Annotated in this window: 21 protein-coding genes and 1 other RNA gene; 13 read left to right on the top strand and 9 right to left on the bottom strand. The window is 46.0% G+C overall.

Going from position 1 to position 13827, the window contains the following annotated elements; translation table 11 throughout:
* Positions 1-181 precede the first annotated feature (181 nt).
* Both HQN60_RS10040 and hpnC read right to left on the bottom strand, forming a co-directional pair.
* Positions 182-766: a thermonuclease family protein gene (locus HQN60_RS10040; RefSeq protein WP_173533510.1), complete on the bottom strand. Its 585-nt coding sequence runs from the start codon at positions 764-766 to the stop codon at positions 182-184.
* Entirely contained in the window at positions 763-1617 is an 855-nt protein-coding gene (gene hpnC, locus HQN60_RS10045; protein WP_173533511.1) for a squalene synthase HpnC, read from the bottom strand. Before hpnC ends, HQN60_RS10040 begins: the two co-directional genes overlap by 4 nt.
* Before the next feature lie 119 nt (positions 1618-1736).
* Between hpnC and HQN60_RS10050 the strand changes: the two genes are divergently transcribed.
* Positions 1737-2081: a ComEA family DNA-binding protein gene (locus HQN60_RS10050; protein WP_173533512.1), complete on the top strand. Its 345-nt coding sequence runs from the start codon at positions 1737-1739 to the stop codon at positions 2079-2081.
* 60 nt (positions 2082-2141) lie between these two features.
* On the opposite strand, the gene HQN60_RS10055 is transcribed toward HQN60_RS10050, so the two are convergent.
* From HQN60_RS10055 to HQN60_RS10070, 4 genes are read right to left on the bottom strand one after another with little or no spacing between them, the layout of a single operon-like run.
* Positions 2142-2930 (bottom strand): peptidylprolyl isomerase, encoded by a 789-nt coding sequence (locus tag HQN60_RS10055; protein ID WP_173533513.1) that lies wholly within the window; start codon positions 2928-2930, stop codon positions 2142-2144.
* A 36-nt stretch (positions 2931-2966) separates the two neighbouring features.
* Positions 2967-3233: a BolA family protein gene (locus HQN60_RS10060; protein ID WP_173533514.1), complete on the bottom strand. Its 267-nt coding sequence runs from the start codon at positions 3231-3233 to the stop codon at positions 2967-2969.
* Positions 3234-3242: 9 nt separating this feature from the next.
* On the bottom strand, positions 3243-3545 hold the full coding sequence (locus tag HQN60_RS10065; RefSeq protein ID WP_173533515.1) for a YciI family protein: 303 nt from the start codon (positions 3543-3545) through the stop codon (positions 3243-3245).
* A gap of 25 nt (positions 3546-3570) precedes the next feature.
* Complete coding sequence (locus tag HQN60_RS10070) at positions 3571-4113, bottom strand: septation protein A (RefSeq protein WP_173533516.1); 543 nt, start codon at positions 4111-4113, stop codon at positions 3571-3573.
* 14 nt (positions 4114-4127) lie between these two features.
* Between HQN60_RS10070 and HQN60_RS10075 the strand changes: the two genes are divergently transcribed.
* Positions 4128-4286: a hypothetical protein gene (locus tag HQN60_RS10075; protein WP_173533517.1), complete on the top strand. Its 159-nt coding sequence runs from the start codon at positions 4128-4130 to the stop codon at positions 4284-4286.
* Between the two features lie 56 nt (positions 4287-4342).
* Here the strand turns inward: HQN60_RS10075 and ffs are convergent.
* Positions 4343-4440, bottom strand: an RNA gene (ffs, locus tag HQN60_RS10080) — signal recognition particle sRNA small type.
* 39 nt (positions 4441-4479) lie between these two features.
* Positions 4480-5457, bottom strand: a complete 978-nt coding sequence (locus HQN60_RS10085; protein WP_173533518.1) for an asparaginase — start codon at positions 5455-5457, stop codon at positions 4480-4482.
* Between the two features lie 38 nt (positions 5458-5495).
* Between HQN60_RS10085 and smpB the strand changes: the two genes are divergently transcribed.
* A complete protein-coding gene (smpB, locus tag HQN60_RS10090; protein WP_173533519.1) occupies positions 5496-5951 on the top strand; it encodes an SsrA-binding protein SmpB in 456 nt (151 codons plus the stop codon).
* Between the two features lie 66 nt (positions 5952-6017).
* On the opposite strand, the gene plsY is transcribed toward smpB, so the two are convergent.
* Entirely contained in the window at positions 6018-6656 is a 639-nt protein-coding gene (gene plsY, locus HQN60_RS10095) for a glycerol-3-phosphate 1-O-acyltransferase PlsY (RefSeq protein ID WP_173533520.1), read from the bottom strand.
* Between the two features lie 92 nt (positions 6657-6748).
* Here plsY and HQN60_RS10100 point away from each other — a divergent pair, with 92 nt between their 5' ends.
* The 10 genes from HQN60_RS10100 to HQN60_RS10145 all read left to right on the top strand — a co-directional run bounded on the left by HQN60_RS10100 (position 6749) and on the right by HQN60_RS10145 (position 13780).
* Positions 6749-7105: a dihydroneopterin aldolase gene (locus HQN60_RS10100; RefSeq protein ID WP_173533521.1), complete on the top strand. Its 357-nt coding sequence runs from the start codon at positions 6749-6751 to the stop codon at positions 7103-7105.
* A gap of 153 nt (positions 7106-7258) precedes the next feature.
* A complete protein-coding gene (locus tag HQN60_RS10105) occupies positions 7259-8185 on the top strand; it encodes a Tim44 domain-containing protein (RefSeq protein WP_173533522.1) in 927 nt (308 codons plus the stop codon).
* 115 nt (positions 8186-8300) lie between these two features.
* Positions 8301-8663, top strand: coding sequence for a hypothetical protein (locus HQN60_RS10110; RefSeq protein WP_173533523.1), 363 nt, complete (start codon positions 8301-8303; stop codon positions 8661-8663).
* A gap of 10 nt (positions 8664-8673) precedes the next feature.
* Positions 8674-9327, top strand: a complete 654-nt coding sequence (locus HQN60_RS10115) for a Crp/Fnr family transcriptional regulator (protein ID WP_173533524.1) — start codon at positions 8674-8676, stop codon at positions 9325-9327.
* A gap of 152 nt (positions 9328-9479) precedes the next feature.
* Positions 9480-10133, top strand: coding sequence for a Crp/Fnr family transcriptional regulator (locus HQN60_RS10120; protein ID WP_173533525.1), 654 nt, complete (start codon positions 9480-9482; stop codon positions 10131-10133).
* Between the two features lie 47 nt (positions 10134-10180).
* On the top strand, positions 10181-10438 hold the full coding sequence (locus tag HQN60_RS16510; RefSeq protein ID WP_254456614.1) for a hypothetical protein: 258 nt from the start codon (positions 10181-10183) through the stop codon (positions 10436-10438).
* 56 nt (positions 10439-10494) lie between these two features.
* Positions 10495-10806 (top strand): iron donor protein CyaY, encoded by a 312-nt coding sequence (cyaY, locus tag HQN60_RS10130; RefSeq protein WP_173533527.1) that lies wholly within the window; start codon positions 10495-10497, stop codon positions 10804-10806.
* On the top strand, positions 10803-11216 hold the full coding sequence (locus HQN60_RS10135) for a YqaA family protein (protein WP_308419402.1): 414 nt from the start codon (positions 10803-10805) through the stop codon (positions 11214-11216). The genes cyaY and HQN60_RS10135 overlap by 4 nt, the downstream gene beginning before the upstream one ends.
* Before the next feature lie 37 nt (positions 11217-11253).
* Positions 11254-12696: a beta-barrel assembly-enhancing protease gene (locus tag HQN60_RS10140; RefSeq protein WP_173533528.1), complete on the top strand. Its 1443-nt coding sequence runs from the start codon at positions 11254-11256 to the stop codon at positions 12694-12696.
* Between the two features lie 178 nt (positions 12697-12874).
* Complete coding sequence (locus HQN60_RS10145) at positions 12875-13780, top strand: carbohydrate kinase family protein (protein ID WP_173533529.1); 906 nt, start codon at positions 12875-12877, stop codon at positions 13778-13780.
* The last annotated feature ends 47 nt before the right edge of the window (positions 13781-13827 follow it).

The following is a 13827-nucleotide window of genomic DNA, read 5'->3' on the forward strand; positions in this document are numbered from 1 at the left end:
ACTGTAGCTTGTTGAGCGAAGTACCTCATCGGTGATGCAGCAAGGTACTGATGTTGCGATTTATTGGGTGATTGTCATCATCATGTTTTGTATTATGGGTATTGCCTCATTACGGTTGTAAGTTATTCTTTAAGGGTATTGCTCTAAGCGTCATATGCAATATGAGCTAGGTGGCAATACCTCATTCACTGCGCTTGGCTTTACGCCAATCCCATGGCGGCATGGCTTGAGGGTCTTGCCATAAACCGAGTCGTGCCGATTTTGCTGCGTGTTGCGCATTGGCGTAGTCAGCAAAGTCGGCTGTTGGTTGCGCTTTTTTGGCGTAGGTCGTGTAGTGCCAAGCAAAACCTGCATTCACTTGTGCCAAATTAATATCTTGTTGATTTTTACTAATTCTGGCGACGCCACGTCCATAGCGATCAACATCATCAATTTGTGCGCTGACATTTTGTTTGAATACCAGATCAGACAAGTGGATTTTGGCGGCTTGGCCAAAAGGCATTGCCTTTTCGGGCGCATCAATATAGGCCAAGCGCAGTTTGTATTGCTGCTTATTGGCATCCAGTAGCGTGATGGTATCGCCATCGGCAACGGCAACCACTTGGCCTTCGATACTGCTGCCTTTGGCGAGCTGACCAGGCGAAACCGTGCTTTCATTCCACCATGTGACAGCGGCAATGCTCAGAATGACAATGGCTGAAATGCGTGCGGGCCATGAGCGAGCAGTCAATAAATTGATTAAGGCACGTTGATTTTTTTGTTTCATTTGGCGGTTTTTTTCGTGATTCCTGTTTTCAGTGCTTGCCATAAAATGGCGGGCCAATCGCCTCGGCTTAAGGTCGGCCTGGCATTAAACACATCGTATTGTGCCGTTTGTATTTTACTTAAGACCCGATCTGCGGCGAGAACGATGGTGCGAATTTCTAAGCCGACTCGACCTGGCAATTGTACGCCCAGCGGCGATCCGGCGCGCAGCATGCGTCGAGTTCGATCACATTGAAAGTGCATCAATTGTTTGAAGGCCGGAGTTGCAATGCCATTGGCTAGATCTTGCTCAGTCACGGCAAAGCGAAGTAAGTCATCTTGCGGTAAATAAACGCGATCTTTTTGCCAATCAATCGCCACATCTTGCCAAAAATTGACCAGTTGCAGTGCCGAACAAATGCCATCTGACAACGCCAATTGGCGTGCATCAGTTTGATCAAATATATGTAGCAAAATGCGCCCAACAGGATTGGCGGAGCGGCGGCAGTAATCAATGACTTCACCAAAGTTTTGGTATCGATTTTTAACCACATCTTGGCGAAAGGCTGAAAACAAGTCTTCAAACAGTTGTAATGGAATTTGGTAGCGTTGCACGACTGGAGCGAGCGCTTGAAATCGCGCAGTGAGCGCCATCTCGCCACGTTCAATTCGTTGCAGTTCTGCGCTGCATTCATCAAGCGCTGCAAGGCGCTCGCTGGCACTGGCATGGCCTTCATCGGCGAGATCATCAGCATATCGAGCAACGTGATAAACCACCGCAACCGCAGGGCGGTATTGTTTTGGCAGCAAAAAAGAACCCACAGGGAAATTCTCATAATGCTCAACAGTGTGCTGCGATGTGATGCCCTTCATACGGTTTCCTTGTTGCTGGCTGACAAAATATGGAATTATTGAGATGGCCTGCTATAGTTGCCACACGTATCCAATGATACGCAATGATGCTATTTTTCAAACTTGATTGGGATTAGATTATGCTGAAAAAACTTTTTCTTGCGGTATTTGCCAGTTTTGCCTTGATGAGTATGGCTTTTGCGGCGGTTGACTTAAATACGGCAAACCAAGCGCAATTGGAGGCATTGTCGGGGATTGGTCCGAGTAAAGCCAAAGACATTATTGATTTCCGTACTAAAAATGGTCCTTTCAAAACGACGGAAGACATCATGAAAGTGCCGGGTATTAAAGAAGGTACTTACACTAAAATCAAAGGTGAGATTTCAGTTGGCGGTAAAATGGCTGCGCCTGCGGCACCTGCTAAAATGGATAAATCCATGAAAGCCAGTATGCCAATGAAAGCCAGTGCACCAGTTAAAAAATAATATTCGCAGTGAATAAAAAAACCGGATCATTGATCCGGTTTTTTTATGGCCTTTCAATGCTTAGTCGATTTTGGCTTTTTTAACCAATTCGTTCACATAGTTTTGCACTTCTTGCGCTTGCATTTGCTGCATTAATTCGCCTTTGGCTTCTTCAAAGCTTGGGCCTTTGGCTTCACGTACATCGTCAAGCTTGATGATGTGGAAACCAAATTGAGTTTTAACTGGTTTATCCGTCATTTTGCCTTTTGGCAAAGCAGCTAAAGCAGAGCCAAATTCTTTCACGAAGTTATTTGGGTTTGCCCAGCCTAAATCGCCGCCATTGGTTGCGCTGCCTTTATCCATTGATTTGGCTTTAGCCAATTCATCGAATTTTTTGCCTTTTTTCAGGTCAACAATGATGGCGTTGGCTTCAGCTTCAGTTGGAACCAAGATGTGGCGTGCTTTGAATTCTTTGCTAGCAAAGTTGACTTTGATTTTGTCGTATTCTTTGCGTAATTCAGAGTCGGTAATTGGATTGGCTTTTACAAATGCGTTGATATCAGCGCCGATCAAAATCCGTTGTTTCATCATATCCATTTGCATTTGAACTTCTGGGTTTTTAGCCAGATCTTTTTTCAATGCATTTTGATAGATTACTTCATTTTTAATGAGTTCATCTTTCACTTGAGCACGCAATTCAGGCGTATCTTTTTGGCCGCGCGCGGTTAATTCTTTGATGAATAGTTCCGCTTTGCTACTTGGAATGGCAACGCCATTCACTGTGGCTAAAGTGCCGGCAGGTGCGGCGAAAACGCTTGTGGTTAGAGTGGCTGCGGCAATTGCCAAAACCAAACGGTTTGCTTTAAACATGTGCAGTGTTTCCTCTATGAATCGGCTAATTCTATTTTAAAATTCATCCGGCGTTAACGCTCGAATACTGAGTGCATGTATTTGTGTTGGAATTAAGTCAGCTAAATACTGGTACACCATACGGTGTCTCTGTAGCGATTTCTTACCCGCAAATACAGGTGAAACGATGGTCACTTCAAAATGACCGCCGCCATTGGCGGCTCCGGCATGTCCTGCATGCGCCGAACTATCGTCGAAAATATCAATGTTTTCGGGCTCTAGCACAGCTAAACGCAGGCGGATTTCTTCGGTAATGCTTATCATACCAGACTCTTAGGGTAGTACATGTCGGAAGGGCTTGACTGACACATCGGTAAAAATTCCACTTGTTACATAAGGATCCGCTGACGCCCATGTTTTAGCGTCTGTCAGGGACTCAAATTCAGCAACAATCAAGCTACCACTAAAACCAGCGGGACCTGGGTCCACACTGTCAATGGCGGGGAATGGACCGGCCAGGACTAAACGTCCTTCCGCTTTAAGTAGTTCCATGCGCGCTAAATGTGCTGGTCGAACAGCAAGTCGATCGGCGAGTGAATCTGCTTTATCGGTACCGATGATGGCGTATAAAGGCATTTAAACAATCCTTGCGATGGTTTAATTAATCTTTTTCTTCGGGCTGAATATGTTTGGATAAATAAACACTTTGTGCCACGACAAAAACGAGCGTGAGTACTAAGGTGCCAAACACTTTAAATTTGACCCAAATGGCTTCGTCAAAGCTATGAAATATGAAGATATTAAGTGCGCCCATCGCGAGAAAAAACAAGGCCCAAGCGTACATTAATCGAGTCCAAATCGAGCGCGGTAAATTCATTTGTGCGCCCATGAGTTTTTCAATTAAATTATTTTGCTTCAGATGCCAAGCGCCAACGAGTACCAAGGTAAATAGCCAATATAAAACAGTTGGCTTCCACATAATAAATTGTTTGTTGTGAAAGACAATGGTGAGTCCGCCCATGATGGTAATCAATACCAGACTAATCCACAGCATTTTGTCGACATGTCGATGGCGAATCCAGCTGTAGACCACTTGTGCAAAAGTGGCTGCAATGGTGACGCCCGTGGCTAGAAAAATATCGTTGGTATAGCTATAAGCGCCGAAAAACAACAGGATAGGAAATAGATCAAAAAGAAATTTCATGCTGTGCGCCCAAAATGGATTTGCGCGATTATGCAGGGGAGTGGGCAGGGATTCAAGGTGAAAAAAACGCCATTCAACCGTTTTTGGTGAATGGCGCTAAAATACCACTGGAGATACACGAAGCATCAGCTTGCGAAACCCATTATGTTTTTTTTCGTGAAGACGTGCGTTGATGTCGATCAAAGTCTGGCGGACTTTGATTGTTAATTTGGCAATAGCGTATGGGTGAGGTGGCGAGCCCGACCCCCGGCACTAGCATCAAAAGCTGTGGCTGCTTCCTTCCGGACCTGACCAAGTTCACCTTCTAGCTATGCGGGGAGGCCCGCCGTCGAGTATTTTGGCATGCAAAATAACGATAGGGCGCAACTATACCATATGTGTTGCAGTTTGCCATGCCTTACGTAATGAATCATGGTCAGTTTTTTGGGCTAGTGCCGTGTAGAGCCATGTGGTTGCCGCTTCTACGCTTAAGCGATCGGCAGCTAATGCATTGATTTCTTGTAAAAAACTACCTGCTGCGTAATGCCCTTGGCGCACTTGACCTCGAATGCACTGACTACAATTTATAATTAGGCTTCCTGCTTGAACTGCATTTTTTAATGCACTTTTTAATAAAAAATGGTCGGGTATGTTGCCACTACCATAGGTTTCTATGGCAATACCAGCAAATACCTGCGAATTTATACTCGATGCTAACCAAGTCTCACAGCCTGGGTAAAGTTTAACACTGAGAATGTTTAGGCTTGGATTGAGCGGGTAAAACTGGTAGTTGCCAGCCTGAATAGTTGGCCATTCCCCTTGCCAGTTTGGCGCTGCAAATGCGGCATCGGCGTCAGCGTCGAGTTTTTTTACGGCATGCCCAGGTAGTAACAAACCACTAAATGCCACCATCACCGCGCGGCGTTGACTTTGCACGCCCTCAAGTGCCAGTTGAAAATTCGCCGGCGCATCGCTACCCAACTCCAGCCACGGGCGCTGAGAACCGGTGATGACGACGGGTTTATCGATTTGACTCAGTTGCCAGTGGAGTGCGGCAGCGGTCCAAGCTAAGGTGTCGGTGCCGTGCAATATAATGAATCCATCAAATTGATGATAGGCAGCGTCAATATCTTGGGCGATTCTTAGCCAATCTAAGGGTTGCATACTTGATGAGTCGAGTGCCTCAGGGTACTCGCGTAAAGTGAGTGAAATGCCGAGGTTATGCTGTTGTGCGAGTAAGTCGGTAATTACTGGACTTAAAATCCCTGCTTTAGGCGCTAAACCTAAAGGGCTTGGCGCGCAGCCTATGGTACCGCCGGTATAGAGGCAAAGAATGCGTTGAGGTGCTTTGTACTGCGCTGGCATGCTAGAATCCTTTCTTTTTTCCGTACAGGAGACGCATCATGGTTATCGTCGATAATCGTAAAGCGTTTCACGACTTCTTTATTGAAGAAAAGCTAGAAGCGGGCATTATGCTCGAAGGGTGGGAAGTTAAGTCCATCCGAGCTGGCCGCGTGCAAATCAAAGAAGCTTATGTGATCCATAAAAATGGTGACTTTTATTTATTTGGTTGCCATATTTCACCGCTGCTTAATGCATCATCGCATGTCGTTCCCGATGTGGTCCGTACGCGCAAATTATTGCTCAAACAACGCGAAATCGATAAGTTGGCGATGAAAGTGGATCGCGCGGGTTATACCGTGGTGCCGGTCAATATGCATCTGAAAAATGGTTTTATCAAAGTTGAGATTGGTCTGGCAAAAGGTAAAAAACAACATGATAAACGCCAAACAGAAAAAGATCGTGAATGGGTGCGTGAAAAAGCCAGAATCGTTCGGGATGCGACCAAACAAGGTTGATTGAATTTTTAGCGATAAAAAAGCCGAATTTATTATTCGGCTTTTTGGTTTCTGTTGACTGAAAACTTAAGACTTGCTGTTATCACCGATTTTGCTTTCTTTACCCTTCATTAGACCGATGATGTTTTGTTTGTGCCGTTGAATCAGTAACACTGCAATCACCGTGACCGCACCAAGATAAACGGTTTGATTTGGCAATAATAAAGCGGTCAGCAACGGCGTTGCTGCGGCTGCGATTAATGCCGATAGCGATGAGATCTTGAGGACTTTGGCCACAAAGATCCAAATTGCGAGTGTGGCTAAGCCAAGCCATAGATTGAGCGCCAATAAAATCCCTGCCGCAGTGGCAACACCTTTACCCCCTTTGAATTTAAAGAAAATCGGCCACATATGACCAATGGTCACGGCAATCATGACGGCGGCAATGGCGAGGGTGTAGCTGGGTGAGCCGGCTTCTCCAAGCCCGATCAGGGGGGCAATCCATTGGGCGGCAAAGACGGCGATCCAGCCTTTTAATGCATCACCAAGTAAGGTGAGTGCAGCCGCTTTTTTATTGCCTGAGCGTAAAACATTGGTAGCGCCTGGATTGTTTGAGCCATAGGTGCGTGGATCAGCTAAGCCCATCGTTTTCGAGACAATCACGGCAAAAGACAGCGATCCGAGTAAATAGGCGGCGATAATCAGCAATGACATTGGCAGCGACATCTAAATTTCCACTACAATTGGGGGGTTTTGATTCTAAGCTAAACCGGCTTCATCCTCAAACCGGTTACGTACACCGACGGTAAACAGATTACATGGATATTATTTATTTGCAGCAAGTGCGTGCCAGCACGGTATTGGGTTGGTACGACTGGGAACGCACACAGTCACAAGTCGTCGAATTGGATTTAGAAATCGGCCTGCCTTCGGCGCGCGCCTGTGTTTCTGATCATTTAAACGACACGATTGATTATGACAAAGTGGTCACGCAGATTCGGCAAGATTTAACCGCCAAGCATTTTCTTCTACTCGAAGCTTTGGCTGAGCATATTGCCAATATTGTGCTGAATGATTTTGGTGCCCCTTGGATTAAAGTTTCGGTCACTAAATTGGGTATTTTGCAAGAAGTTGCTCGCGTTGGGGTTACGATTGAGCGTGGACAGCGTGCTTAAGTGGGTAGTTTAAAGTAACTGGTGTTGAAGATAACACTTTGATTTTATGGCAATAGACTTTGTTTTTTTAGTAAATATTTTTAAATGGATTGAACTTATTACTCTTTGACCCAACTAACTAAACAAAGTTACTAATTAACCAAGGATTTTAAAATGGCGCGTTTTGCGAACACTTTAATGGTCGTCATGATGAGTACTGCTTTGTTTACTGCCAATATGGCAGAAGCAAAACGGGTTGGCGGTGGCCGCTCAGGTGGAATGCAGCGTCAAGCCGCGCCAGCGCCACAGCGCAATAATATGCAGCAACAACAAGCACCAAAACAGCAACCCGCACCTGTGCAGCAAAAATCAGGCGGCATGGGCATGATGGGCGGTGTATTGGGTGGATTGGCTGCGGGCTCATTATTGGGTTATATGTTTGGCAATAGCGGCAATGCATCGGGTTCTGCTCAAGGTGATGGCGGTATTCCATGGGGTACTTTGCTATTACTCGGCGCTTTAACTGCGGGTGGTGTGATGTGGATGCGTCGTCGTCAACAGGCTCAAGCGCAAGCCGTACGCCCTAATGCAATGAATTATGCCGGTATGTCACCAATGCCAGCGGCATCAACGGCACCTGTTGAGCAAGATCGTGTGTTTCGAATTGGTGAAGGCGCTGCAGCACCAACGGCAGCATGGGGTGGGGCAGCACCATTAAGTGCAGCACCAATCACTCGTTTGCCAGATGGCACTGAAGTTGCGGCCTTTTTACGCCAAGCGCGTGCAAGCTTTATGCACATGCAGTCGCTGAATTCGCCGTCGCAAGCTGAAGAAATGCGCCGCTATATGACGCCTGAGTTGTTTGCTGACTTGAAAGATGAGATTGGCAGCAATACAGATGTCGCAGAGTTCCCTGTGTTGAATCTGCAAGTACTTGAAGCGGTCAATGAAGGGGGTCGTATGATCGCCAGCGTTGAGTTCTCTGGTACGGTGAGTGAAAGTTTGCATGCAGCACCTGTGGCATTCCGTGAAATCTGGCACTTTGTTCGCCCGATTGATGGTGATCCACGGTGGATGTTGGCTGGAATTCAGCAGGCGTAAGCTCCCAATTTATCGTAAAATGCGCAATTAAGTAGGTCAGCCCGTTATGTCTTTGCGACGTGATGGGCTTTTTCACATACAATTTGGCTTGACTGAAAATTACGGGCCCTTGCTTATGAAGTCAGTAAAAACCCTAGCGCTGGTTTTGCCATTGATGATGATGCTCAGTGGCTGTGATCAGATGCTAGAAATGTTGAATAAACAAAAAGCCAATGGTAAAGCGATTGGCGCATCATGTCGGCATAGTGGCCGTTCTTTAGAGGACTGTTTTCGGCGCAATGGCAAAGTGGCCAAAGCTGATATTTTTGCTGGCTGGAAAGAAATGAATGAATATATGCAGTCGAAAAAAATTAATGAGGTCGCACCACCTCCGGATGTAAAAACTGGCTCATTGTCGCCAATTGCCGACCTTGATTCGTCAATGCCGGCCTCACAAGCCGCAGAAGCATCAGCAACTGAAAAAGCTGCAAAACATTAATGGATGATGAATGCGTTCAATATTGGCACAAACACAATTATTTTGTTCTTTAACTGATGCAGAACTCGCACAGGTTGAATCCTTAGGTATTTTGCGTAATATTGCAAAAGGCACAATTTTATTTTATGAAAACGACGTGGTCGAATGCATGTATGTGTTATTGGAAGGGCGTTTAAAGCTTTACTCCAGTAATGACAGTGGGCGAGAGTTTGTTTATCACGTTGCTGAGCCCGGTATTTCTTTTGGTGAGTTGGCTTTGTTTTGCGATGAGCGTCGTTCAATTTGTGCTGAAGCCGAAACCGATTGCGTGGTGATGAGTATTCATAAAGCGGACTTTATGAGTTTATTACTCACTACGCCAGAATTGAAAGACCAAATGCTCAATAGTGCAATGAAGATTATTTTTTCTTTGACAAATATGGTCAGAGATTTTGCACTCAAAGATGTTTATGGACGAATTCGAGTTTTGTTCGAGCGTTTAGCCCAACCTACAGCAGAAGGTTTGTTGATTGACGAGCAAATGAGTCAACAAGATATCGCTGATCGTGTTGGCGCTTCGCGTGAAATGATTGCTAAAATTATGCGAGAACTGGTAGCGGGCGGCTACGTAGAGACCGGACGTAAGCGATTGGTGATTTTGAAAAAATTACCAGAGCAATTTTAATTTATAAAAATTGAAGTATTTGTAGCTAAACAGATTTAACCCGTTTTAACTGTATTATTTTTTGCCATTGAGTAAAAAAAGTAACTGGCTGAAATTCTTTTACACTGATGCTGATTTGATAAGGCGCGATACGCGTCATTTACAAGGCTTTTATGCTATCTATTTTACAAAATGTACCGTTGTTACAAGGTTTTTCTGAGGAACAACTTGAATATATGGTTCAAGTTGGCGTGAAACGTAGCATGCCCAAAGGGGCTTTTGTTTTCCGCGAAGGTGATCCTGCAGAAGGCATGTATGTGTTACTTGAAGGCCAGACTCGCTATTTTAGTAGCGATAATCAAGGCAAGGAATTTGTCTTTTTGATTGCTGAGCCGGGTGATGCGATGGGTGAAATTTCTTTACTTGATGACGAGCCACGCGGCTGGTCGGTACAGTGTGAAGAAAACTGCACCTTTTTAATGTTTTCTAAGCAAGAGTTTCGCGAGGCACTCAATCGTGAGCCGCAAGTTAAGGATGTTGTCATTCTTAATTTGGCGCGTATGGTGCGGATTTTATCGACCACGATGAAAAATTTAGCATTGCTCGATGTATACGGCCGAGTGCGGGCCTTATTTGAATCCATGCTAGAAACCGTTGATGGGCAGGAAATGATTTCTCAGCCATTAACACAGCAAGCGATTGCTGATCGTGTTGGCTCATCGCGTGAAATGATTGCACGGATTTTAAAAGAATTGGTTTTTGGCGGTTATATTCGCTTAGAAAACAAAAAAATCATTATTATTCAAAAGCTGCCTGAGCGTTTTTAACACCATATTTAGGCATAAAAAAGGCGATCTTCTGATCGCTTTTTTTTATGCCTGAAAAAGATTCAATTGGGCTTGCAAGCGTGATGTTTTATTTTTGTAAACTCACGGCGCTTGCTGCCGACGCTGACGGGCTGCTGGCTCGCGTCATATTGTCATTGCTGGTGTTGGTTGACGTCGCACTCGTTGCGGTAGGTAAATACAGCGGACCTTTAAAGCCACAGGCGGTGAGGAATAAAGCAGTCAGTAAAAAGGCAAATAGGGAGCGCATAGTCGCTTGGCTGTCGGTGGTAGAATGGTTATTTTAGCATGCTAGTCCTTGATGAAGGACTGTTCGTCGTGCGAATGATGCAAGGAATATGCAATGACAGAATCAGAGTTTTTAACGGTGAGTGATGCAATTTTTCGTCAAATTGAAGTCGCTTTAGATGAGGTTGATTTTGATGTCGACACGCTATGCACTGGCAATGTATTAGAAATTGAATTTGAAGACGCGAGCAAAGTGATTGTGAATCGCCATGCGGCCAATCAAGAAATCTGGCTGGCAGCGCGTTCTGGTGGCTATCACTATCGCTTAGTCGATGGGCAATGGCGCAATACGCGTGGCGAAGGTGAATTATTCAGTGATGTTGCTGCTGCAATTAGTGCGCATGCGGGTGAGGCATTTCATTTTTGATTGAGTTGTCTTTATGGTTAGCGGGTTTATTTGCCACGGCTTTTTTATCGGCAACAATATTACCGGGTAATTCTGAGGCTGCATTAGTGGCCGCTTTGCATTTTAAACCCGACTTAGGTTGGTTGGCGGTTGCTGTTGCCTCTTTGGGGAATGTGCTTGGTGGCTTGCTGACGGTGTATTTAGGGCGCCGTTTGCCTAAGGCGCCCGAAGCAAAGTGGTTGCCGCGCTTACAGCGTTTAGGACCCGTCAGTTTATTATTGTCTTGGGTGCCCTTGATGGGCGATGTGTTGTGTGGTGTTGCCGGTTGGCTGCGTTGGCCTTGGCGCCCAGTGATGCTTTACCTGATTTTGGGTAAAGTGCTGCGCTATTTGGTCATTTATGCATTGATGCTGCAGTGGTTTTCAGTTTAAATCGTTGATTCTGGGTGTCATTAAGAAGTAGGGCGTAGTGAAACAAAAATTAATTGCTTTGTTGATCGCCGCTTGCGGCATAACACCACTTCAAGCTGGCGAGATGCCAGATTTTGGCGATATTTCGCAGCAAGGTTTGAGTACGCAACAAGAGCGTGAAATCGGTGAAAATGCGATGCGGCAAATTCGCCGTAGCGGTGCAATGATCGAAGACCCTGAAATCGTTGCCTATCTGAATCAAGTCGGCTATCGCCTGACTGACGCCGCTGAAATTAGCCAGCCTCAATTTACTTTTTTCCCCTTACTCGATGCCAGCGTCAACGCCTTTGCGATGCCGGGTGGCTTTGTCGGCGTGCATACCGGTTTATTGGTGCAAGCACAGCATGAGTCTGAAGTCGCCAGCGTGTTGGCGCATGAAATCGCCCACGTCAGTCAGCGACATATTGCCCGTTTAATTGATGGTACAAAATCCAGCCCGTGGATTTCATTGGCATCGATTGCGGTGGCTTTATTGGCGTCGCAAGCCGGTCGAGGTGACGCTGCAGTTGCAGCCATTGCTGCGGGAACGGGCGTTGCGGTGCAAAGACAGCTTGATTTTACCTACTCGTTTGAACAAGAAGCCGATCGCATCGGCATGCAAACCTTAAAAAAATCCGGCTACGATCCCAGTGCGATGGTGGTGTTTTTTGAGCGCTTGCAAAAACATAATCGATTGTATGAAAACAATGCCCCGGATTTTTTACGTACTCACCCCGTTACATTCAAGCGTATTTCTGATGCCCAAGCGCGCTTGGGTGAAATTAAATTTAAGGCGGTTCCCGATAGCCTTGAATTTTTATTAATTCGAGAAAAGTCGCGGGCGATGCAAATGGGTGGGCGTGATGGGGTGCCTTATTATCAAGGCATCATTCAAGAAAAACGCTACGCCAATGAAACTGCGCAGCACTATGGTTTGGCGTATTCGTATTATTTATTACAGCAATATGATTTGGCGTGGCAGTCTCTGCAAACGGCCAAAGCCAGTTTATCTAAAGCTAAAAATCATCCAATGTTGGCATTTTTGGCTGGCAATATTAAATTGGGGCAAGGCAAAAACGCTGAAGCCGTGCAAATCATGAGTGATGCGGTGCAGGCTTTTCCGGCCAATCGCGCATTACTTTATGGTTTGATTGATGCTTATATTGCCAGTGGTCAATTTGCTGAAGCTAAATCGAGTTTGAATGATGCTTTGGAGTTTTATCCTTCGGATGCTTGGTTGTACCAAAGGCAGGCGAAGATGTATGCCAAGCAAGGTGATTTAATGCGGCAGTATCAGTCTCAAGGCGAATACTACGTTAGGCTACAAGAATATACCGCTGCATTTGAACAGTTTGAATTGGCGCTGAAACAGCCTGGAAATGATTTTTACCTGCTCTCTGGGATTGAGGCAAGGCTCAATCAATTGCGGCAAGAGCAGCAAGATGCACGAAAGAAAAAATAGTTAATTGCGCATTTAAGTACGATATTTTTATCTCAGTACCGCTTTGCGTCGCCAAATAGATAGGGTTAGATCGTCAGGATCAGCCGCGTGTATCACGGCAGACTAAGGTGCTTTGCGACTTGTTATTGCTGCGCCAAGCACGGTACTCTTACCCAGACAACAACATGGTGAAAGTAATATGCAAAATCCCCGTTTATTGGTGTTTGGTGAAGCGCTGACTGACATGATTCGGCTTGATGATTCGCATTGGCTAACACGCGCAGGCGGTTCTTGTTGGAATGTGGCCCGAGTTGCGGCCCGCCTTGGGATTGCGACGGGGTTTGCCGGCAGCATTTCCAATGAATGTTTTGGTGAAGAAATCGCTCAGCAGTCGGCTGCCGCCGGGCTGGATCTGCGCTTTTTGCAGCGCAGTGACAAAAATCCCTTCATGGCCGTTGTGCATCAAACTCAACCGCCGGCGTATTACTTTTTGGGCAATGATACGGCGGATCTTGCCTTTCAGATTGAGCTGCTGCCTCCCCATTGGCGTGAATCATTGCATGTTGCGCATTTTGGCTCACTTGGTTTGGTTCGAGAGCCATTAGCCAGTCAGTTGCTCGCTTTGGCGATGGAGTTAAAGCAAGCAGGCGTTCAAATTAGCTATGACCCCAATTGGCGCAATGTAATGGGGCCAGATTATCGGCAACGGTTTGAAACTTTCTTAAGCATTGCCGATTGGATTAAGATTTCTGACGAAGACCTCGCCCATTTATTGCCCGAGTTACCTTTAGATTTAGCGCTTGAACAAGTGATTGCATGGGCTGGCGACGCGCAAATTTTGTATACCCAAGGCGCGCAGGGTCTGCGTTTATATCACAATGGTCAGGTCGATTTCATTGCCGCATTACCAGTGACCGTGGTCGATACCGTTGGGGCGGGTGACGCCAGTATGGGCGGTTGGCTCTCCAGTTTATTGGCATTTCCGGCGCGTAGCCCGCAAGAGCATGCCCAATTTGCTGCCGCTACTGCAGCGACCGTGTGTCAATATCCGGGCGCGTATGCACCACAATTGGCTGAGGTAAATAGCACCTTAGCAGGGCATTGATTGCGCTCGATTACTAGCGCATCGACATTAGATTGACATTAGATTAA

The sequence above is a fragment of the Deefgea piscis genome (genome assembly GCF_013284055.1).
GTDB classification, from domain to species: Bacteria; Pseudomonadota; Gammaproteobacteria; order Burkholderiales; family Chitinibacteraceae; genus Deefgea; species Deefgea piscis.

What these genes read in the sequence shown, in the direction of transcription:
- HQN60_RS10040 (WP_173533510.1), bottom strand. Translation starts at nt 766, where the DNA reads ATGAAACAAAAAAATCAACGTGCCTTAATCAATTTATTGACTGCTCGC.
- hpnC (WP_173533511.1), bottom strand. Translation starts at nt 1,617, where the DNA reads ATGAAGGGCATCACATCGCAGCACACTGTTGAGCATTATGAGAATTTC.
- HQN60_RS10050 (WP_173533512.1), top strand. Translation starts at nt 1,737, where the DNA reads ATGCTGAAAAAACTTTTTCTTGCGGTATTTGCCAGTTTTGCCTTGATG.
- HQN60_RS10055 (WP_173533513.1), bottom strand. Translation starts at nt 2,930, where the DNA reads ATGTTTAAAGCAAACCGTTTGGTTTTGGCAATTGCCGCAGCCACTCTA.
- HQN60_RS10060 (WP_173533514.1), bottom strand. Translation starts at nt 3,233, where the DNA reads ATGATAAGCATTACCGAAGAAATCCGCCTGCGTTTAGCTGTGCTAGAG.
- HQN60_RS10065 (WP_173533515.1), bottom strand. Translation starts at nt 3,545, where the DNA reads ATGCCTTTATACGCCATCATCGGTACCGATAAAGCAGATTCACTCGCC.
- HQN60_RS10070 (WP_173533516.1), bottom strand. Translation starts at nt 4,113, where the DNA reads ATGAAATTTCTTTTTGATCTATTTCCTATCCTGTTGTTTTTCGGCGCT.
- HQN60_RS10075 (WP_173533517.1), top strand. Translation starts at nt 4,128, where the DNA reads ATGGATTTGCGCGATTATGCAGGGGAGTGGGCAGGGATTCAAGGTGAA.
- HQN60_RS10085 (WP_173533518.1), bottom strand. Translation starts at nt 5,457, where the DNA reads ATGCCAGCGCAGTACAAAGCACCTCAACGCATTCTTTGCCTCTATACC.
- smpB (WP_173533519.1), top strand. Translation starts at nt 5,496, where the DNA reads ATGGTTATCGTCGATAATCGTAAAGCGTTTCACGACTTCTTTATTGAA.
- plsY (WP_173533520.1), bottom strand. Translation starts at nt 6,656, where the DNA reads ATGTCGCTGCCAATGTCATTGCTGATTATCGCCGCCTATTTACTCGGA.
- HQN60_RS10100 (WP_173533521.1), top strand. Translation starts at nt 6,749, where the DNA reads ATGGATATTATTTATTTGCAGCAAGTGCGTGCCAGCACGGTATTGGGT.
- HQN60_RS10105 (WP_173533522.1), top strand. Translation starts at nt 7,259, where the DNA reads ATGGCGCGTTTTGCGAACACTTTAATGGTCGTCATGATGAGTACTGCT.
- HQN60_RS10110 (WP_173533523.1), top strand. Translation starts at nt 8,301, where the DNA reads ATGAAGTCAGTAAAAACCCTAGCGCTGGTTTTGCCATTGATGATGATG.
- HQN60_RS10115 (WP_173533524.1), top strand. Translation starts at nt 8,674, where the DNA reads ATGCGTTCAATATTGGCACAAACACAATTATTTTGTTCTTTAACTGAT.
- HQN60_RS10120 (WP_173533525.1), top strand. Translation starts at nt 9,480, where the DNA reads ATGCTATCTATTTTACAAAATGTACCGTTGTTACAAGGTTTTTCTGAG.
- HQN60_RS16510 (WP_254456614.1), top strand. Translation starts at nt 10,181, where the DNA reads ATGCCTGAAAAAGATTCAATTGGGCTTGCAAGCGTGATGTTTTATTTT.
- cyaY (WP_173533527.1), top strand. Translation starts at nt 10,495, where the DNA reads ATGACAGAATCAGAGTTTTTAACGGTGAGTGATGCAATTTTTCGTCAA.
- HQN60_RS10145 (WP_173533529.1), top strand. Translation starts at nt 12,875, where the DNA reads ATGCAAAATCCCCGTTTATTGGTGTTTGGTGAAGCGCTGACTGACATG.